This is a genomic window from Paenarthrobacter sp. AT5 (assembly GCF_032764245.1).
Lineage (GTDB): Bacteria > Actinomycetota > Actinomycetes > Actinomycetales > Micrococcaceae > Arthrobacter > Arthrobacter ureafaciens.
Genome location: NZ_CP136441.1, coordinates 600,636 through 620,138, shown reverse-complemented (window position 1 = coordinate 620,138; position 19,503 = coordinate 600,636). Strand labels below are relative to the sequence as shown.

Annotated in this window: 21 protein-coding genes; 5 read left to right on the top strand and 16 right to left on the bottom strand. The window is 63.4% G+C overall.

What is annotated here, in order from left to right:
* Positions 1–12: 12 nt before the first annotated feature.
* Positions 13–948, top strand: coding sequence for an NAD(P)-dependent oxidoreductase (locus RI444_RS03000; protein WP_062095049.1), 936 nt, complete (start codon positions 13–15; stop codon positions 946–948).
* Between the two features lie 71 nt (positions 949–1,019).
* On the opposite strand, the gene RI444_RS02995 is transcribed toward RI444_RS03000, so the two are convergent.
* Together RI444_RS02995 and RI444_RS02990 are read right to left on the bottom strand one after the other, a co-directional pair.
* Positions 1,020–1,310: a DUF1540 domain-containing protein gene (locus tag RI444_RS02995; RefSeq protein ID WP_021471672.1), complete on the bottom strand. Its 291-nt coding sequence runs from the start codon at positions 1,308–1,310 to the stop codon at positions 1,020–1,022.
* 161 nt (positions 1,311–1,471) lie between these two features.
* Positions 1,472–1,657 (bottom strand): hypothetical protein, encoded by a 186-nt coding sequence (locus tag RI444_RS02990; protein WP_021471673.1) that lies wholly within the window; start codon positions 1,655–1,657, stop codon positions 1,472–1,474.
* A 284-nt stretch (positions 1,658–1,941) separates the two neighbouring features.
* On the opposite strand from RI444_RS02990, the gene purS reads away from it, so the two are divergent.
* The 3 genes from purS to purL are packed head-to-tail and all read left to right on the top strand — an operon-like array spanning position 1,942 to position 5,271.
* Positions 1,942–2,193, top strand: a complete 252-nt coding sequence (purS, locus tag RI444_RS02985) for a phosphoribosylformylglycinamidine synthase subunit PurS (protein WP_011773385.1) — start codon at positions 1,942–1,944, stop codon at positions 2,191–2,193.
* A gap of 1 nt (position 2,194) precedes the next feature.
* A complete protein-coding gene (gene purQ, locus RI444_RS02980; RefSeq protein ID WP_021471674.1) occupies positions 2,195–2,965 on the top strand; it encodes a phosphoribosylformylglycinamidine synthase subunit PurQ in 771 nt (256 codons plus the stop codon).
* Positions 2,962–5,271, top strand: coding sequence for a phosphoribosylformylglycinamidine synthase subunit PurL (purL, locus tag RI444_RS02975; protein ID WP_021471675.1), 2,310 nt, complete (start codon positions 2,962–2,964; stop codon positions 5,269–5,271). The genes purQ and purL overlap by 4 nt, the downstream gene beginning before the upstream one ends.
* Positions 5,272–5,316: 45 nt before the next feature.
* Here the strand turns inward: purL and RI444_RS02970 are convergent, their stop codons facing one another.
* Genes RI444_RS02970 through RI444_RS02960 form a run of 3 tightly spaced genes read right to left on the bottom strand, consistent with a single transcriptional unit; the run spans position 5,317 to position 8,323 of the window.
* Entirely contained in the window at positions 5,317–6,648 is a 1,332-nt protein-coding gene (locus RI444_RS02970; protein WP_207605149.1) for a putative bifunctional diguanylate cyclase/phosphodiesterase, read from the bottom strand.
* On the bottom strand, positions 6,645–7,148 hold the full coding sequence (locus RI444_RS02965) for a hypothetical protein (protein WP_021471677.1): 504 nt from the start codon (positions 7,146–7,148) through the stop codon (positions 6,645–6,647). Before RI444_RS02965 ends, RI444_RS02970 begins: the two co-directional genes overlap by 4 nt.
* A complete protein-coding gene (locus RI444_RS02960) occupies positions 7,145–8,323 on the bottom strand; it encodes a GGDEF domain-containing protein (protein ID WP_021471678.1) in 1,179 nt (392 codons plus the stop codon). The genes RI444_RS02965 and RI444_RS02960 overlap by 4 nt, the downstream gene beginning before the upstream one ends.
* 214 nt (positions 8,324–8,537) lie before the next feature.
* On the opposite strand from RI444_RS02960, the gene RI444_RS02955 reads away from it, so the two are divergent.
* The gene (locus RI444_RS02955; RefSeq protein WP_021471679.1) at positions 8,538–8,831 is read left to right on the top strand and encodes a DUF503 domain-containing protein; all 294 of its coding nucleotides are present in this window, start codon (positions 8,538–8,540) and stop codon (positions 8,829–8,831) included.
* Here the strand turns inward: RI444_RS02955 and RI444_RS02950 are convergent, their stop codons facing one another.
* The 11 genes from RI444_RS02950 to RI444_RS02900 form a co-directional block, all read right to left on the bottom strand.
* Positions 8,832–9,152 (bottom strand): putative quinol monooxygenase, encoded by a 321-nt coding sequence (locus RI444_RS02950; protein WP_207605150.1) that lies wholly within the window; start codon positions 9,150–9,152, stop codon positions 8,832–8,834. It lies immediately after the preceding gene.
* A gap of 138 nt (positions 9,153–9,290) precedes the next feature.
* The gene (locus RI444_RS02945; protein ID WP_316963864.1) at positions 9,291–10,184 is read right to left on the bottom strand and encodes a carbohydrate ABC transporter permease; all 894 of its coding nucleotides are present in this window, start codon (positions 10,182–10,184) and stop codon (positions 9,291–9,293) included.
* Complete coding sequence (locus RI444_RS02940) at positions 10,184–11,215, bottom strand: carbohydrate ABC transporter permease (RefSeq protein ID WP_021471682.1); 1,032 nt, start codon at positions 11,213–11,215, stop codon at positions 10,184–10,186. Before RI444_RS02940 ends, RI444_RS02945 begins: the two co-directional genes overlap by 1 nt.
* The gene (ngcE, locus tag RI444_RS02935) at positions 11,212–12,621 is read right to left on the bottom strand and encodes an N-acetylglucosamine/diacetylchitobiose ABC transporter substrate-binding protein (protein ID WP_021471683.1); all 1,410 of its coding nucleotides are present in this window, start codon (positions 12,619–12,621) and stop codon (positions 11,212–11,214) included. Before ngcE ends, RI444_RS02940 begins: the two co-directional genes overlap by 4 nt.
* Before the next feature lie 177 nt (positions 12,622–12,798).
* The gene (locus RI444_RS02930; RefSeq protein ID WP_021471684.1) at positions 12,799–13,194 is read right to left on the bottom strand and encodes an MmcQ/YjbR family DNA-binding protein; all 396 of its coding nucleotides are present in this window, start codon (positions 13,192–13,194) and stop codon (positions 12,799–12,801) included.
* Positions 13,195–13,232: 38 nt separating this feature from the next.
* The gene (locus tag RI444_RS02925) at positions 13,233–14,096 is read right to left on the bottom strand and encodes a polysaccharide deacetylase family protein (RefSeq protein ID WP_242703149.1); all 864 of its coding nucleotides are present in this window, start codon (positions 14,094–14,096) and stop codon (positions 13,233–13,235) included.
* 83 nt (positions 14,097–14,179) lie between these two features.
* Positions 14,180–14,605 carry a CoA-binding protein gene (locus RI444_RS02920; protein ID WP_021471686.1) on the bottom strand — a complete coding sequence of 142 codons (426 nt, stop codon included), beginning with the start codon at positions 14,603–14,605 and terminating at the stop codon, positions 14,180–14,182.
* A gap of 60 nt (positions 14,606–14,665) precedes the next feature.
* Positions 14,666–15,493 (bottom strand): hypothetical protein, encoded by an 828-nt coding sequence (locus RI444_RS02915; RefSeq protein ID WP_021471687.1) that lies wholly within the window; start codon positions 15,491–15,493, stop codon positions 14,666–14,668.
* A complete protein-coding gene (locus RI444_RS02910) occupies positions 15,490–16,044 on the bottom strand; it encodes an RNA polymerase sigma factor (protein ID WP_021471688.1) in 555 nt (184 codons plus the stop codon). Before RI444_RS02910 ends, RI444_RS02915 begins: the two co-directional genes overlap by 4 nt.
* A 447-nt stretch (positions 16,045–16,491) precedes the next feature.
* Positions 16,492–17,913: an MFS transporter gene (locus RI444_RS02905; RefSeq protein WP_021471689.1), complete on the bottom strand. Its 1,422-nt coding sequence runs from the start codon at positions 17,911–17,913 to the stop codon at positions 16,492–16,494.
* Positions 17,914–18,420: 507 nt separating this feature from the next.
* Complete coding sequence (locus tag RI444_RS02900) at positions 18,421–19,500, bottom strand: LacI family DNA-binding transcriptional regulator (protein ID WP_021471690.1); 1,080 nt, start codon at positions 19,498–19,500, stop codon at positions 18,421–18,423.
* Between the last annotated feature and the right edge of the window lie 3 nt (positions 19,501–19,503).

Sequence of the window (19,503 nt, the reverse complement as noted above, 5' to 3'; positions counted from 1 at the left end):
CGGAGTTCCGCCTTGAAGATCCTCGTCCCCAATACCATCGAGCTGGACCTCGGAACTTCGGGCGAAGAGGTCGCGTCCTACCAAGTGGACCAACCGATTCCGGACGAACACATCGACGCCGAGGTCCTGGTGACGTGGCAGAACACCAGCGGCAACCTGGAGGACGCTGCCCGGCGGCTCACAAACCTGCGGCTCGTCCAGACGTTGGCAGCCGGCCCCGATTCGGTGCTCGCAGCCGGGTTCCCGGACAATGTGCAGGTCACCTCAGGCCGCTCGCTCCACGACGGTCCGGTGGCGGAACACGCACTGGCATTGGTGCTGGCAGCCGTGCGCCGCTTGGACGTGCTGTTCGAAGGGCAGAAGTCGGCACTCTGGGACCGGGAGTACAACGCGGCCCAGTCCGCCCCGGACACAGAACAGCTCTACACGCTCGACGGCGCCAAAGTCACCATTTGGGGGTTCGGCTCGATCGCAGGACGCCTCGCTCCCCTGCTGGCCGCGCTGGGTGCGGAGGTCACCGGCGTCGCGAACTCTGCGGGCGAGCGCTACGGCTTTCCCGTGGTCGCAACCGGGGATCTCCCCGGGGTCCTGGCCACAACGGACGTGCTCATTTCCATCCTCCCGGCCACCCCCGAGACGGAAAATTCGCTGAACGAAGAGATTCTGGATGCCCTGCCGGATACGGCTGTGTTCGTGAATGTAGGACGCGGCGCCACCGTGGACGAAGACGCCCTGCTGGCCGCCCTACGCGATGGCCGCCTCCGCGCAGCGGCAGTGGACGTCACCAAGACAGAGCCCCTGCCGGCCGGGTCGGAACTATGGTCCGCACCCAACTTGATCATCACTCCGCACGTCGCCGGGAACCGGCCCAAGGGCGGGTCAGCCCTCGTATTGTCGAACATCGCAGCGCTCCGCGAGCGCCGTGAGCTGAAGAACCTGGTTCGCTGATTCAACCCTGCGTTTGACGCAAAAAGAGCGGGCGCGCCCGGCAAGGGCGCACCCGCTCTTTTGACGAAGGATCACGTGTGCTCGTACGTCAGGCAGTCCGCGGAATCTGCGCCGGGTCCCACCTTCACGTCGTGTGCTTCACACATGAGGTTGTTGTTATGCACGCATTCGGAACGTTGGCAGGCGCCGACGTGGGCGAGGACCTTTGGAAGTCCACCCATGGCGTTCGTGTCAATGAACGTGGCGCAGGAAGCGTGGTCCTGGGTGCCACCGATGGTGATGCCGAATGCCGTGCATCCGTCATGATTGAATCCGCAACTGCCAACGCTACAGGCGGATACTTCTGCAATGTGGTCCGTCATTGTTCCTCCTGGTCGGGTCTTGGTGGCCCCGGCAAGGGACCGGCGTGTAGGACCTAAACTACGCCGGAATCCAAGAGTTTAACCCGTTGCATTAGCGCATTTGTACGTTCGCTATTACTGCGGTGCGCTACCCGTAAGCCGCCGGTGCTGCCCAACGGACATTATTTGCCTGGCGTCCTGATCGCCCGGCTGATCCGTTCCCGCGTCTCCTTGTCCAGTGCAGTGGTGACCCGCTGGCTTCGTGCAGCCTTGTCTGCCTTGATTTTTTGGAGGACCATGCGCCCCAGCCCGGCAAAGACTGCGGCACCCACAATGCCCAACACCATCGACTTCGGTTTCTCAGCCATGCCGCCATCCTAGTGACGCCCGGCACCTGCTGCCATACCGCCGTCGGGCCCTCCAACGCAGGGAATTTCCACCGAAACGGCCCGGGCTCCTCGCGCAATTGCGCTGAATAGGGTATGCGCGCGACTCCCGGTAGGATAGATGTGCAAGCTCGCGGAGCGCCCCCACACCGTTTCAGGACACCGTTTTCAGGACACAGTTCGAACGCGGCTGACCGGCGTGAGACGGCACCCTCCGCGGCAGCCTTATTTAAAGGTTCACCCAACTCACGCACAGGAGTTACCGGATGCCCCGGATCGTCGTTGACGTCATGCCCAAGCCCGAGATTCTGGACCCCCAGGGGAAAGCCATTGTGGGTGCACTGCCCCGCCTTGGCTTCAACAGCTTCAGCGCAGTCCGCCAAGGCAAGCGCTTCGAACTGACGGTTGACGGCGAGGTGACCGACGCTATCCTGGCCCAGGCCCGTGAAGCTGCCGAGACTCTGCTCTCCAACCCTGTCATCGAAGACGTAGTCAACGTCGAGGTCGTCGAGGCCTGACATGACTTCAATCCCCCTGATTGGCGAGGCGGTGGCTGTCGCCGCGGAACCCCGCTTGGCAGGCGCCAAGATCGGCGTCGTCACCTTCCCCGGTACCTTGGACGACCGCGACGCCGCCCGTGCAGTACGGCTTGCAGGCGGCACGGCGGTGTCGCTGTGGCACGCAGACGAAAGCCTCGGTGACGTTGACGCCGTCATCATTCCCGGCGGTTTCTCCTACGGCGACTACCTGCGCGCCGGTGCCATTTCGCGTTTCGCGCCGCTGATGTCCAAGATCATCGATGCAGCAAACTCCGACGCAAAGCTGCCGGTCCTCGGTATCTGCAATGGTTTCCAGATCCTGACCGAATCGCACCTGCTGCCCGGCTCCATGATCAAGAACGACCACCTGAAGTTCATCTGCCGCGACCAGGTGCTGCGCGTCGAAAATGCCAACACCGCCTGGACCGTGGACTACCGGCAGGGCCAGGAAATTACTGTGCCGCTGAAGAACCAGGACGGCCAGTACATCGCCGACGAGAAGACCCTCGACGCCCTTGAAGCCGAGGGCCGCGTCGTCTTCCGCTACGTGGGCTTCAACCCGAACGGCTCCCGCCGTGACATCGCCGGGATCTCCAACGCCGCCGGCAACGTGGTGGGCCTCATGCCCCACCCCGAGCACGCCGTTGAGGCAGGCTTTGGTCCCGAAGCACTCGATGGAGCAGCGTCCGACACCGACGGACTCGGTTTCTTCACCTCCGTACTGACCAAGATTGTGGGAGGCGACAAGTGACCACGGAAACCACCAAGAAGTTCAACATCGATACCGTTGAGAACGCCGCCAAGACCCCGGACACGGAACTCCCGTGGGCCGAACTGGGCCTGAAGCAGAACGAATTCGACGAGATCGTCAAGGTCCTTGGCCGCCGTCCCACCGGTGCGGAACTGGCCATGTACTCGGTCATGTGGAGCGAGCACTGCTCCTACAAGTCTTCCAAGAACCACCTCCGCCAGTTCGGCGAGAAGGTCACGGAAGAAATGAAGAAGGACATGCTGGTGGGCATCGGCGAGAACGCCGGCGTGACCAACCTCGGCGACGGCTGGGCCGTGACCTTCAAGATCGAGTCCCACAACTCGCCGTCGTTCGTTGAGCCCTACCAGGGCGCAGCTACCGGCATCGGCGGCATTGTCCGCGACATCATCTCCATGGGTGCCCGCCCCGTTGCCGTCATGGATCCGCTCCGCTTCGGCGCAATCGACCACCCGGACACCGCACGCGTCATGCACGGTGCCGTTGCCGGCATCGGTGGCTACGGCAACTGCCTCGGCCTGCCGAACATCGGCGGCGAAATGGTCTTCGACTCCGTCTACCAGGGCAACCCGCTGGTGAACGCGCTGGCTGTGGGCGTCATGCGCCACGAGGACATCCGCCTGGCCAACGCCTCCGGCAAGGGCAACAAGGTTGTCCTCTTCGGCGCCCGCACCGGTGGCGACGGAATCGGTGGTGCCTCGGTGCTTGCCTCCGAGTCCTTCGACGACTCCAAGCCGTCCAAGCGCCCCGCAGTCCAGGTTGGCGACCCCTTCGCGGAGAAGGTGCTCATCGAGTGCTGCCTCGAACTCTTCAAGGGTTCCCTGGTGGAGGGCATCCAGGACCTCGGCGCCGCGGGCATCTCCTGTGCGACGTCAGAGCTCGCTTCCAACGGCGACGGCGGCATGCAGGTCGAGCTGACGTCCGTCCTGCTGCGCGACCCCACGCTGACCCCGGGCGAGATCCTCATGTCCGAGTCCCAGGAACGCATGATGGCAATCGTCACGCCGGAGAACGTGGAAGCGTTCGAGGCCGTGATGGACAAGTGGGCCGTGGAGTACTCCTGGTTGGGTGAAGTGACCGATACCGGCCGCCTCATCATCACCTGGGAAGGCGAAGTAATCGTCGACGTCGATCCCCGCACCGTTGCGCACGACGGCCCGGTCTACGACCGCCCGTTCGCCCGCCCGGAGTGGCAGGACTCGGTCCAGGCCAACGCCTTCACGGGTTCCGTTGAAGACGCCAACCGTCCGTCCGCTCCCTCGGAGCTGGCAGCGGCGGTCACCGAGCTGGTTTCCTCCCCGAACATGTGCAGCAAGTCCTGGATCACCAAGCAGTACGACCGCTATGTTGGCGGCAACACTGCCATGGCGTTCCCGGATGATGCCGGCGTGGTCCGCGTTGACGAGGAAACCGGCCTGGGCGTGGCCTTGGCCACCGACGCCAACGGCCGCTACACCTACCTGGACCCGTACAAGGGCGCACAGTTGGCACTGGCCGAGGCCTACCGCAACGTCGCCACTTCCGGTGCCGTTCCGATGGCCGTGAGCGACTGCCTTAACTTCGGCTCCCCGGAGGACCCGGACGTCATGTGGCAGCTCGCCGAAGCCATTCGCGGCCTCTCCGATGCCTGCATGGAGTTGGGCGTCCCGGTGACCGGCGGCAACGTCTCCCTGTACAACCAGACCGGCACCACACCGATCCATCCCTCCCCCGTGGTGGCAGTCCTGGGCAAGCTCGACGACGTCGCCCGCCGTACGCCGTCGGGCTGGCGCGAGGACGGGCAGGCCATCTACCTGCTGGGCACCACCGCGGCTGAGCTGGATGGTTCCGAATGGTCCAACCTGCGCGGACACCTCGGTGGCCAGCCCCCGAAGGTCGACCTTGCAGCTGAGCGCCAGCTTGGTGAGATCCTCATCAACGCGTCCCGCGACGGCATGGTTGATGCCGCACACGACCTCTCCGAAGGTGGCCTCGCAGCCGCACTCGTGGAGTCCTCGCTGCGTTACGGCGTCGGTGCCCGCATCGCGCTGGAAGAACTCATGGAACGCGACGGTGTGGACCTCTTCACCGCGCTGTTCTCCGAGTCCCAGGCACGTGCGATCGTGTCCGTTCCGCGCTCCGAGGAAGTCCGATTCAAGGACATGTGCACGGCCCGCGGTTTCGCGCACCTCCGGATCGGCGTCGTGGACGCAGCCGGTGGAAAGCTGGAGATCAACGGCGTGGACGAGCTCTCCTTGGAGGCCCTCCGCGAAGCCCACGAAGGCACTCTGCCGAAGTACTTCGGCTAGCACGCAAAAGACGCGGGACCACTCATGTGGTCCCGCGTTTTGTGTTTAAGACGGCCAGGTTTCCTGCCGCTTCAGCTGTGCTGTGAACTCGGTCCCGGAAACCGGGCGGCCAAAGTAATAGCCCTGCCCGCTGGTGCAACCGATGCTCCGCAGCGCTTCGGCCTGTTCGACGGTCTCTATTCCCTCCCAGATGCCGTCCAGTCCGCAGGAGCGGATCACGTTCTGAATGGCGGCGAGGAACTGCAACTGGGTGTCGTCCTTACCCAGGTCGCGGACGAACTCCCGGTCCACTTTGACGTGGTCCACCGGCAGCTTGCGTAGGTAGCCGATGGATGAGTATCCGGTGCCGAAGTCATCTATCTCAAGGCCCACACCCAGCCGGTGGAGGCTCATCAGCGTGTAGCGGTCCAGTTCGTTGTTCTGGATGATGGCGCTTTCTGTCAGCTCCAGCACCAGCGACTCCGGCGGAAGGCCTGCCGTGGACAGGGCTTCCCGGACATCATCGACGAACTCCAGGCTCTGCAGATCCGGTGCCGATACGTTGATCCGCATGGAGAAATCGTGGTGTGCGGTGGCCGGGTCGCGCCGCCACGCGGCAAGCTGGGCCACGGAATTGCGCAGCACCCAACGGCCCAGTTCCGCAATCAAACCCGTGGCCTCGGCAACGGGAATGAACTTGTCCGGCATGATGAGTCCACGTTCGGGATGGTTCCACCGCACCAAGGCCTCGCTGCCTTGGAGCCGGCCGGTAGCCAGCTCCACAATCGGCTGGTAGAAGAGCACAAGCTGGTCCGACCCGATGGCATGACCCAGTTCGCTGACGATCTGCCGCTCGAGTTGGCGCGCCAGCAGGGTGGCAGGATCGAACGTCCTGACCTTGTTCCGGCCCTCGGCTTTGGACTCCCCCAGGGCAAGGTCTGCTTCCATCAGCAGCTCGGCAGGAGTGCGGCTGGGATCGGCGGTCCTCAACCCCATGCTCGCTGTGCAGCGCACGTTCGCGCTGCCGAGATTGATCTCGGGTTCGACCGCAGCCAGGATGCGGTTCCCCGCGGACACGGCCCGGGCCAGCGGTGTTGCCGGCAAAAGGATTCCGAACTCGTCGCCGCCCAGGCGGGTGACGACGTCGTTCTCCTGCACTGCCGCCCTGATACGCGAGGCGACGGTCTGCAGGATAAGGTCCGCGGCGGCGTGGCCAACCGAGCTTTTGACGGCTTTGAACCCGTCCAGGTTCAGCAGCAGCAGGGCAGCCGGCGATGTTCCGTTTGACGCGGCCGCTTGGGCATCCCGCAAGGCGTCCTCGAGCACCAGCCGGTTGCCGAGGCCCGTTATAGGGTCGGTTTCAGGGTGGTGGCTCGCGGCCGTGCGGGGTTGTTTCAAGAGAGGTCCAGGTACCGCAAAGTGTCGTCAACCACGGACTTCGGCTTGGCGACCGGGTTGTTCCGTTCGTCAAGGAACAAACGGTAGGAAGCGATGTCCAGCTTCCCGTCGGGCTGCGCGGGTGTCCCGGCGCGGTAGACCTGAGGCAGCCAGGAGCGTCCGAGGATGGCTTCGACCCATGCGTCGCATTCCCCCAGGGGCAGCGGGACCCGGGTTCCCGTGGTGCGCCGGTGGCCTGCGATCGAGAGAGTGATGCAGCTTCCTTGCAGCCCCTTGTCCGCCGTGAGCCAGGCGAGTCCCTGAACATCTGCGACGATGGTCAGGTTGGCGCTGGCATCCTCTACGGAGTGGACGGGATTCATCCGCACCGAGCGCCTGGCCGTGTTGAGGGTGGTGGACGTGCCGGCCTGGTAGGGCGGGCTGGTGATGTCCTGACGGAACGCGGCCAGTTCCTGGTTGTGCTGGATCTGGATCTTGGTGGTCAGCTGGTTGATGGTCATGATCGTGCCTCATCCGCGATAGTTGCCGCCTCAAGGCGGTTGGCTCCGACAATCCGGTTCCTGCCCTGCGCTTTGGCGCTGTAAAGGGCTGCGTCCGCAACTTCGATCATGAAGGTGAGGTCTGCGGTAGCTGGAGTGCTGGATGTGACTCCGTAGCTGACCGTGGGGAAAGCGCCGCCTCCGGGCACTTCCATGGTGGCCATCCGTTTGCTTATTTCGAGGGCAATGTCTTCTGCCCTTTTCTGCGTGGCACCAGGCAGGAAGAGGACAAACTCTTCCCCGCCGTAGCGCCCCACCAGGTCCGTGGACCTGACGCTTTCCCGGCAGGCCTCCGCGAAGGCCTTCAGTGCTGCATCTCCCGCGCGGTGGCCGTGTTCGTCATTGACGGCTTTGAAGTGGTCCAAGTCGGCAAGGACGACGGCGGCACCCGAACCACTGGCGCGCAGGCGCTTGAGCTCCGCCCCTGCCAGGTCCATGAAGGTTCCCCGGTTGAGGAGCCCGGTGAGGTGGTCGCGGCTGGCCCGTTCGCGGAGCCCCCTGATCAGTTGATCGTTGCTGAGCGTCGTCATGGTGAACGAGGCGGCGACCAGCAGGACAGTGGTCACCAGGCCCAGCGGTCCTGCACCGAAATAGCCTTTGAACAGGGTGCTGTCAGGACCATGAGTCACGTAGAAGATAAACCGCGCAAAGAAGTACAGGGTGGCGAACCAGGCAACGATCGACATCGCCTTGGATATTTGTGGATGGGTGGGCTTGAAGTGCCAGAGATCCCTGGCTGCCAGACCAACACCAACCGTGATCATGGCCAGATACACTGCGCCACCCGACCAGATGTTGTTTGCCGGGTCCTCCAGGGTGGAAGCGACCCCCGTGACCAGGGGCCCCAAAGCCAGCAGCCAGGGGGCTGCCCTGAGGTCGCGCAAGGTCCTGGCGCCTGCCCAGATGCTGAACGCACCGGCTACCACCAGCACGTTGCCGAGGGGGTTGGCCCACACCTGGTGCGGAGTTCCGTTCAGCAGGAAGCCGGCATTGCCGAGCATGAATTCGAAGAGGGCCAGCGCCCACCACCCCGTGTAGGGGGACCTGGTCTTGCCGTAGGAGGCTGAGAACAGCAGGAAAAGCGTGAGGGTAACGACTCCAAGGGACATCCTGGCGGAAAACGCATCGAGTATCACGGTTCGCTCCTGCCATTGGGTCCCCCGCAAATCTCCACCATGGCTGGATGCTTGTCAAAGCAGGTTTCTTCCGTGCTGCCGCGCAATGTGCCCATGCTGCTCGTCTCCCCCCGTGGATGATCGTGACTCCAGTGTGATCCGGCTCGCTCAACCTCCTCGCGGCATTCCCTCAAGATTCGATCAAGATCGCCGCCTGCGCCTGTTTAATGGGCGTATGTGGATTGGGTGGGTCGAATTCGATGTGCTGCTGGGCGATGTTCACAGCCTCAAGGAGAAGCGCTCGCTTGTGCGCCCGGTGGTGGCTGAGCTGAAGCGGCGCTTTGACGTATCGGCCTCGGAGACCGGGCTTCAGGACCAGCACCGCCGGGCATTGATTGGCGCGGCACTGGTGGCTCCGGACCACGGGCACCTCAGGGAAGTACTCGACGCCGTGGAACGGTTCGTCGCTGCCCGGCCCGAGCTTGAGCTGCTCAGCGCCAGGCAGCGGGAAATCCACAGCGAGGACTAGCTAGTCGATGGTCAGCTCGCCCATGCGGTCCCAGCCGCTGCCTTCGAGCTGGCGGCTGATGATGTGCGGGGTTTCGGCGAGGGCCTGGGGCATGTCAGCCATCGCCTTCTTGAAGTGCGCGCTGTTCACGTGGGCCTCGGCGGCGTCGTCCTGGAACGCTTCCACCAGGACGAACTCGTTCGGGTCTTCCACGCTGCGGGACCAGTCGAACCACAGATTGCCCGGTTCTTCGCGCGTGGCCTGGGTAAAGTCGGCCACCAGGTCCAGCCAACGCTCCGACCAGTCGGGTTTCACCTCGAATTTGACCACAATGAAAATCATGTAATTCGGCCTTTCGATCACTTGCCGGGACTGTACTGCCCCGGCACCGGTTGCCGTTCCATCCTTTCAGAGTTAAAGCCCGACGGCGGCCCGCACCGAAAGGCGCGCACCGCCGTCGTACGTCCCGCCTGGCCGGGGCTATTTCATGGTTCCCTGCGACACCGAACCCTGGAGCTGGCGTTGGAAGATGACATACACGATCAGCACCGGCACCACGGTGACAGTGACCGCCGCGAACAAGGCGCCGAAGTCCACCGCATACCCCATCTGCCCGGCGAAAGCCGCGAGGCCTTGGGACAGCACGCGCGGTCCGGCCGCATTGATGGAGACCGGGATGAGGAACTGGTTCCACAGGCCAAGGAAGTTGAAGATCGCAACGGAGGCAAGGCCCGGCTTGGCCATGGGAAGCATGACCTGGAAGAAGGTCCGCCACTCGCCCACCCCGTCCAGGGCCGCGGCCTCCGTGATCTCGTGGGGTAGGGACTTGAAAAAGGAGAACAGGAAGAACACCGTGAACGGCAGGGCAAAGCCGACGTACACGAGGATCAACCCGGGCAGTGTATTGAGCAGCCCGATGTTCCGCATGACGAAGAACAACGGGACCATGGCCAGGAAGATCGGAAACGTCAGCCCGGCGAGCATCAGGTAGTAGATGGCCCTGCTGCCGAAGAAGACATACCTTGCCAGGACGTAGGCACACATGGCTCCAAGCACCATGACGATCACCAACGCGCCGCCCACCACGATCACCGAGTTCAGGAAGTAGCTTCCAATCCCGGCATCGCTCCAGGCTTTGACGTAGTTGTCGAAACGCCACTCGGACGGCAGGGCGAACGGAGAAGCGAAGATCTCGCTGGAGGTCTTGAACGATGACATCACCGTCCACAGGAGCGGCAGGATGACGATGAGCGACCATATGGTCAGGGCGGTGTGGGAAATGGCCCCCACCACTTTGTCGCCGGGAGTAGTTGCGGGTGTCCGCGGCTGGAAGTGCAGGGACTTCCTTTCCGGCATAACTGTCTTGGTGGACATCAGTTGCTCACATCCTTGTCGCCGCCGGTCAGCTTGTTAACAGCGAACACCAGCCCGGAGAAGATCAGGGTGGTGATTGCCAGGACCACGCCCATGGCGCTGGCGAGCCCGAACTGGCCCTTGCTGAACGCCGTGAAGAACAGCTGTTGGGACATGACAAGCGTCGAGTTGTCCGGCCCGCCGCCCGAGTTGAGGGCCGCCATATACACGAAAGCGTCCAGCGCCAGGATGCCCATGTAGATGTAGGCGGTCTGGATGTTGTCGCGGATCAGCGGGATGGTCACGGACACCGCCGTCCGGAACCTCCCGGCGCCGTCGATGCGGGCAGCTTCGAACAGTTCGGCGGGAATGCCCTTGATGCCGGCCACGAACAGCACCATGTAGAACCCCACGAAGCCCCACACGATCACGAACATGGTGGCGATCATGGCTGTGTCCTTGTTCCCCAGCCAGGCGAAGTCCTTGAACTGCTCCATGCCCAGCCCGGTGAGGATCCCGTTCAGCAAGCCGCCGGAAGGATCGTAGATCTGTCCCCACATGATGCCGATGGCGATGGCAGGAATCGTGTAAGGGAAGAAAGAAACCACGCGGTAGAAACTGGAGTTCCGCAAGCCCTTGATCTGGCCCTTGCTGCTGCCGCCCACCGTGACCATCGTCGCCAGGACGAGGCTCAGGACAATGGTGATGATGGGCAGGAAGATGACCAGGAGGATGTTGTTCCCCATGGCCTTCATGAAGATATCGTCCGTGAAAATTTTGGCGTAATTGTCCAGCCCGATGAAGTTTTGGTTCGGCGAGAAGCCGGACCAGTCCGTCAGGGAGTAGCCAAAGGCCTGGATGAACGGCCAGATCACGAACAGGATATAGATAGCGAGCGGCAGGCCCAGGAAGACGAGGAAGAAGCTGGCCTTGTCCCACGTCAGGGGCTTGCGCCGCCGCTTGGCGGACGCCGGCGGCGGAGGAGCCATGGCCGGAACGACGGCGGCCAAACCGTCGCCGCTCCGGCTCTGCTGTGGTTCCACTACGGTCACTTCACTTCAATCTTCTTGACCGAGCTGTCGTTGCGGACTTTGTCCGTGATGCTCTGCAGGGACGACGTCAGCGTGGCAACGTCCGACTTGCCGTCGAGGAAGGTGTTCCACACAACCAGCTGGTCCTTGTTGGTTCCGTAGAGGTCGATGAAGTTCCAGGTGTAGATGTTCTCGCCGGCATCGCTCAGGAGTTTGGTCTGGGACACCAGGGCCGTTGAACCAAAGCCGTCCTCGGGGACAGTGTCCTTGACGATCGTGGGGGCGAGCTTGGTCTTCGCGAAGTTGGTGGCGGCTTCCTTGGAGAGCATGACGCGGAGCAGTTCCTTGCCGCCGGCCACGTTCTTGCCCTGCGACGGGACGATGTACGGTTCACCGGCCGCGCTGTGCAAGGACTCGTAGGGCATTTTGGGGCTGGAACTCACTGCGGGAACGGGCGCCCCCGTCATCTTGAAGTCAGCCTTGGTCTGGTCCTTCATCTCGTTCTCAATCCAGGAACCGGACGGGTAGAACACTGCCTCCTGTGCGTTGCTCCACTGCGCCTGAGCTGCCGTGAACTGGGTGCCGGACCCGCCGGGCTTAAAGAAGCCTGCCTTCACGATCTTGTCCATGGCCGTGAACACGGACTGGACGGCCGGATGGGACCAGCAATCGGCTTTAAGGTTTTCCAAGGCGAGCCGAACCTCGTCGCCGCCTTCCTTGATGGCCGAGGCGATTGCCATCTCCTGGTAGTACGTGGCGGCTTCCTTGCCCCACACAAACAGGTACTTGCCCTTGGCCTTGGCCTGCTCGCCCAAGGCATACATCTCATCCCAGGTCTTGGGCACGGTCCAACCGTTCTCCTTCAGGAGGGAATCGGAGTACCACATCGCGTAGACCGTCAGGACGTAGTTCAGGGCGGCCAGTTTGCCGTCGAAAGTGCCGGGTGCGAGCACACCGGTGTAGAGGGTGTCCTTGATGACCTTGCCCTCCAGGTTCTTGGCCTCCACAACGCTGGTGAGGTCTTCGAGCTGGGCAAGGATGGTGCTGAAGCCGATTGCCTTGGCACCGGAGTTGTCGATCAGGTCCGGCGGGTTGCCGCCGACGAAGCGTGGCTGCAGTTCCTGCGCAATGTCCGTTGACGGGGCGATCTTCGCCGTGGAACCGGCGTGTGCAGATTCAAACGCCTTACCGGCAAATTCAACGTAGTCGATGCCGTAGCCACCCTTGAAAATGACTGCGTCAACGGTGGATTTGTCCGCCATCCCGAACGGGTTGGTGTCCGACACTGTGCCGGAAGGACCAGCCGTGGTTCCCCCTCCGCCGGCTGCACAGGACGCGATGGTGCCGCCCATCGGGACGAGCACAGCTGCAGCAAGTGCTCCGCGCAGGAATCCGCGGCGGCCAAGGGACTGGTGCTGAATGGTCATTTTCATACCCCTTAAGTGACTCGTATAGGCCGACTCAGGCGTCTGGGGCACCATTGAGCCGACAGTCTGGGTTGACGCCCTACAGCACCAACCTTCGTGTGACATACTTCACTAAGAGTGATTGGAAATCAATATTTCCCCGTAGTTTCGATCAACTTTTGTCAAAGTGTGATCTTTTTAGAGCAGTCCCGCCCATCCGAGTTGCTCCCGTTGCCGCCGGCTCAGGCTCGCCACCACCAGGTCGTAGGAGTCCTCCACCATGTCCCGGATCATGTCGTCCGGGAGCCCGCCGTCCAACCGCACGCCGTTCCAGTGCCTCTTGTTCAGATGCCAGGCGCCGGTGATTTCAGGATGGGCAGCGCGCAACTGCTCGGCAAGCGCAGGCTCGCACTTGAGGCTGACGGACCAGTTGCCGGGATCCATGGCCGACAGGGCAAACATCTTGGCCTCGTGGCGTACGCCACCGGACACCGCAGCCCTCACCTTGAAGACGGACAACTCCGGGCCGAACGGGAAGTCTTCAAAAGCACCCGGAAAGCCGAGGCAGATCTCACGGAGGCGTGGCACGTCCATGATTCGAGGGTACCGCTGCCGGCGTCCCGGACCATCAGCTACGCGACGCCCAGGAAGTCCTCCAGCAACACCACTTCCAACCCCGCCGCGAGCTGGGCAGCACGGAAAGCGGCCAGGTCAGCGGCGAACTCCGCCCGGAAATGCATCAGCACAATATCCCCCGGGCGTAGGGAATTTCCTACCTGGTAGTCCATCTTTCCCGCGTTGGCTTTCGCTTCCCACGTGACGATCGCCTTCATGCCGGCATCCGCCACAGCCTGGCGCATCACGTTTGAATAGGCGCCGCCCGGGGGACGGAAAAGCGTTGGGCGCCGCCCGTACTGCTTCAGCGCGTACTCCTGCATGCCCACCATGTCGGCGAGCTGCTGCTGATAACCCCACTGCCGAACCATGTTGATGTTGTGCGTGACCGTGTGGTTTTCCACCAGGCTGCCCTGGGCCTTGAAGGCGTCAAAGAAGGCGGGGTTCTCGGCGATGGTGTCCTTGGTAAGGAACAGCGAGGCCGGGTAGTCGTACTCAGCCATGAGCTTCACGGATTCAGGGCTCTTGATGTTGCCGTCGTCAATCGTCAGGAAGACCACCGGATGCTGCGTAGGAATCCTGGTGATCACGGGAGCCAGGCCACCCACTACGGGCGGCAGTTGGTAGTCGGGGATGAAGCTGCGGCGAATGCGCTTGGAGGGCTTCGGCGTCGCGGTTGGAGCGGGGGTGCCCGACGGCGGCACCTCGCCGGCCGCCGCCATCGCTCCGTTGCCGGCCGGCCCCGCCGGGGAGGCGGACGCACTACCGGGCGGCAGCTCCGGCGTCGTACTTTCCCTTGCGCTGCACGCCGATAGTCCAGCGACTACCGACGCCCCGAAGGCCCCGAGGACGGCCCTCCTGCCGGGCGAGAAAAATGGCACAGCGGAAGGCTGTTTCGGCACGTTATCCCCCATGGATTAGTGAATGGTCCAGCTGCAGGGTAGCAGCAGAACCGGCGCGCGCCTTACAGGCCGTAATGCCAGCCTTCACGTGCCGGGCAGGAGTTGACCACGACGTCGAGCCCTGCGTCCCGGGCGCGCTGGCAGGCATCGTCGTCAAAGACTCCCAACTGGAGCCAGACCGCCTTGGCGCCCACCGCGATGGCCTCGTCAATGACGGCGCCCACGCGCCCGGAGTTCACGAAACAGTCCACGACGTCTATGGGGTGCTTATCAGCGGGAATATCGGCGAGGGATTTGTAGCCCTTTTCGCCGTGGACATCCTCGCCCTTGAGATTGACCGGAATGATTTCCATGCCCATCTTGTCCCGCACGTAAAGGGAGACGTCGTAAGCGGAGCGCCATTCGTTGGTACTGAGCCCCACGATCGCCCAAGTGCCTTTTGTTCGCATCAACCGCTCCACCACGGCCGGATCGTTCACATGCATCATTCACCAAGCCTACCCCCCACCCTCAGGAGCGCCTCGGGCCGAATTTTGTTCATGCTGGGGTTATTTCCTCGAAACGGCAGGTGCTTGCCTCAGGAGCTTTTCGGCGGTGCCCCAGGGGTTGGCAATGTCGATTCCCGGGGTCTTGCCGGGCTTGCCGATATTGCCGGGTGCCGTCCAGCGTGCGTCCCCTGGCTTCCCCTTCTGGCTGGTGCCGACGCCCTGGTCGATTTTGCTGTTGTGCGCGTCCTTGGCTGCCTGGTTAGCCACAGCAGGAAGGTCTTTTGAACCAGGAGTCGTTCCCTGGGCCTGGTCATCCGGGGCCCGGTCGGCCCGAGCCTGCTTCGGCGCGGCCTGCGTCGGCGCGGTGGATTGCTGGGGTGCTGTTGTTCGGGGAGCTTCGGGCAGGGCGGATGGGCTACTCGACCCGCCGCTCCCGGCAAGGCTTCCGCCCGGTACGTTTTCTTCCGTGGGTGCAGGCTCTGTGATGACCCTCGGGGCGTCAGGGCGGGGCAATTCCCGAGGTGCTGCGTCCCCCTGCCGGGACGGGTTTCCGAAGAGCCCGCTGATAATGGTGGGAGTCTTCGTGAAACCGGAACTGGCGGCAGCCACACCGCTGACGCCCAGTCCCATGGCGGCAACAACCGCAACGCCGGCGAGGGCGGCGCGATGCTTACGCTGCCAACGTCGCTTGGTAAGCTGGTCATGCGGCCCGGCCAGCATCGCTGCCAGTTCGGGACCCGGGGCGGGAGCGGGAAGGTTCCCGAGCGTCCGCAGGGAAAGAAGTACCGCCCGCATGTCAGCGTCATCGGAGAGATCCGCCTCGAGCAAGAGTTCGTCAACGGCAGCTGTGCTCTCCGATTCCCTGGATGGCCTGTCCCTGTATGTCATGGCGACACATATTCCTTTACTACCGAGTGCTCACGGAGCGTAATCAGCGCCCGCCGCTGCAGTTGTTTGACTGCTCCGGCGGACTTCCCCATGATGTCGGCCACCTGCTCAACCGTCAGTCCAGCCACGATCCGAAGTGCCAGGACCTCCCTTTGATCTCCTCCAAGGTGGTCAAGCAACCGGAGGAGTTCCTGCGGAGCCAACCGGTCCATCGCCTCGGACTCGGCCGAAACTGATTCCCTGGTGTCCCGTTCCGGTTCGAACTCGTGCTGTTCCGGAGTCCGGCTCTGCCTTCGATGCTCGTCAACCATGCGGGCGTGTGCCACCGAGAACACGAAAGTCCGTAGCCCGTCGGCTCCCCCGCTGAGGTCATCAAGCCGGGGCAACACAGCCAGGAACACGTCCTGGGTGACAGCTTCCGGGTCGGATACACCCTTGGCCGTCAGGTACCCGAGCACCGGGCCGGCGTAGGCCTGGTACACGGCGCCGAACAGTGCCGAGCTGTTGCCCCTGAGCGCATGGAGCGCTTCGTCGGTCAATGCGTCGGTCACTGAAGAGACTTTCGATCGGCGGCAGGTCCTTGGCTGGAAGCCGGATCATCCGCACACTGCTCAGCGAACGATCCCCACCTAGGGTATCTGCTCGTCCGGGTCCCCTGTAGGGCAGGACCGGCATGTCGTCAGGAACCTTCCGATACCCGGATCTGCGTGGTCGGAACGGCCCTTGGACAAAAGGAAGGACCGGGCTGGAACATGATGGGGGACAAATTCCAGCTCGGCCCTTTCAAAGACGTAATCGTCGGGCCACCCCAAAGGGTTACGCAGGGTTCACATTTTTTTGGAAAAGTTTTTTGGCGCGCTGTTCGCGGGCACCTCAACCCGTGCCGTACCCGAACCCGCCCGGCGCCCCTGTAGCACCGGGTGCGCCCCGCGCGAACGGTGGCGACGTGTGTGCCCAGGGGGTGCGCCCGGCGCGAAGGGCTGCGACAAAAGGAGTATCTAGCCCTCCTTTGCTGCCCGCTCCTGAACAGCTTTCTCCCTGTAGGACTCCGTGACACGCCTGTACACGGGGGTGAGGAAGGCCAGGAGTGAAGCGACAATCATGACGACGCCGGCCACCAGGAAGACCAGCGCGATGCCACGTGACGTTCCTTCGCCCAGGAGCGGTGCCAGTTGGGCAGAGCCTTCCTCCGAACGGGCGTACGGGATGATCCAGAACTGGGCGATGGGGGCAATGATGAAGGCCGTGATGGGTGCGGCAGCCGACTCGAAGGCCATGGCAAACCCGAACACCCTTCCCTGCCGCGGCAAGGGGACCACTTGCTGGATGACGGTCTGTTCAGCTGCTTCCACAATGGGTACCAGGGCCAGGTACAACCAGATGCCCAGGACGTACAGCCACGGCCACTCGCGAATGGTGAAGAGTGCCCCCAGGAGTCCCATGACGGCGACGGCAATCAGCATGGTCTTGAGCGGGTTGGCGCCAAGGCCGAACTTGCCCACCAACGCGCCGCCCACAATGAAGCCGGTAGCACCGACGGCAAAGAAGGTGCCCCAGAGCTCCACCGGGAACATCTCGAGGCCATAAGGATCCATCAGCGCCATGTACACGCCACCAACGAAGTTGTTGAAGGTGGAGAAGATGATCAAGGCGAAGAGACCCGCAATGGCAAGCACGGCGGCATAGGAGCCCCGAAGGTCGAAACTGCCCTTCGCGTCGGTCGCGGCCGGTCTACGTTCTTCCGGCATGCGCAGGGTCAGCAGGTGCACGTAGGCGAGCGCCGTGAACCCCAGGGCCACCACGATCGTCCATCCCATTCCCAGCAGCCCGACGGACAGGCCGGAAAGCACGGAGGTGACGATGAACATCAGCCCCTGCACCATGCCCACCAAACCGTTGGCGTTGGCCCGGCGGTCGGGTTCGATGAGGATGGTGACCGTGGTGGACAGGGCAATGTTGCGCATGTTCTCCACCACCGCGCCGATGAGGATGATCAGCGTGAACGCCCAGAACCAAGGTTGTCCGAGGTCCAGCAACGACGCTGTGGGCACCAGGAGGTACACGACGCCGGAGATGGTGAACATGATCAGCGTAAAGGCGGCGGCGAAACGCATTACGGTCAGCTTGCGGTAGCGGTCCACAAAGGTGCCGAAGCTGATGCTGGAAAGGGCAATGAGCAGCATGTAGGCACCGCCCACTACACCCGTGGCTATGACGTTGCGGGTTTCCAGGTAGACCCAGAACGTCAGCGCAAACCACAGGTAGCTGGTGGTGATGTTGGCCGCAGCGGTGTTGACCAGGATTCCCATGAAGGTCCTGGATCGTTCCGCCGGCGTGCGGAGTGTCAGATCAATGCCTCCGGGCGCCGCTGCCTCGTGGTCGGCGACGTCACCGGCCGGTGTGTGCTCGTGATCCGTCATTCTCTCCCGCCCCGATGCATGCGTGTCCCTCACTGAAAACGCGCGGTAACACCAGCATCTGCCGGTTCTCGGGGACCGGTCAAGGGGTTTCCCGCACCGCTGCCATGGCCTCGCGCTTTATAGAGGCGTAGGCTGGCCCCTCCAGCAAGAGGACCGAAAACAACGAGTTCCAGGAGAGATGATGACCCTTCCTCCACAGCATGAACCCGATCCGTTCCCGCCCGAGCCCGGGCCCACCCAGCCGCCGTCGGAGCCCGGCCCGGGACAGCCGCCGCCGGACCCGACGCAGCCGTTCCCTCCACCCATGCCGGACCCGGGTCCGGAGCCAGGCCCCCTGCCCATTCCGGATCCCGGGCCGGCTGCTCCCCCGCCCCATCCGGATCCCACGTTCGGGGAACCGCCGGTGACCTAGGAAGGCGGCAGTGAAACTAAAGTGAAGCGCGACGGCGGCTGGCCACCTTGGGTGACCAGCCGCCGTCGTGCGTTGTGAACCTGGGACTGGAGGGACTAAGCCTTCGACGGCACGGCCACCGAGGCGCGTTCGATGGCGGGGCATTCGATTTTGAGGGCTGAGTCCACCGGCGCTTCATCCAGGCCGAGCAGGAGCCGCACGCCCGCCGCGCCGAGTTCATAATGCGGCAAGGATACGGTGGAGAGCGGTGGCCGGAGGTGGGCGGCGATGACTTCCTGGTTGTCGAAGCCCACTACGGCGATGTCGCCCGGAATGGACAGTCCTTGCTCCCGGAGGCCGTCGTAGAGACCCATGGCCATGCGGTCGTTGTAGCAGTAGACGGCGGAGACGCCGCGTTTCAGCAGTTCCGCCGTGGCGCCGTAGCCGCCTTCCTGGTCCGGGTACGCCTCAAGGACGAGGTCAGGATCGAACGCGATTCCGGCCGCTTCCAACGCAGCCCGGTAGCCCTCCAACCGTCCGTCCCTGGCCGGCGCCGGAGTGGTGGCGTTGATGAAGGCGATGCGCCGGTGTCCACCACGGATGAGGATTTCGGTGGCCGATTGTCCGCCCTGGGCTTCGTCAGGCACCACTGCCCGTGCCGCGCCGGGCACGGGCGAGAAGCAGTTGACAAGCACGAAGTCTGCTTCGCGGAGCGTCTCCGGAATGTCGGTGGTCCGGTGGAACCAGGTGGAGTACAGGATGCCGCGGACCTTGTACTCCAGCATCATGTTGATGGCGTCGTTCTCGAGGTCGAGGTTGCCCTCGGTGTTGGCGATCAACAGGGCGTAACCGTGTTTCCAGGCCTCGTCCTGTGCTCCGTGGATGATTTGTCCGGCGAAGGGCGTGGTGGCGACACCATCGGCCACCAGTCCGATGAACTTCGAGGTTCCGCTCACCAGGGTCTTGGCCATGGCATTGGGGCGGTAACCAAGGGTGCGGATGGCCGTTTTGACGCGTTCCCGGGTTTCCTCCGCGATGCGGGCGTTCTTCTTTTTGTTGATGACCAGGGAGACCGTGGCGGTGGAAACGCCTGCAGCTTCTGCTACTTCGCGGAGGGTCACCGGATGTGCGCGGCTGGTTCCGACAGGAGCGTCGGGGGTTGCCGGCGTGCCTGGATCTTTCTCCTGCGAAATCATCTG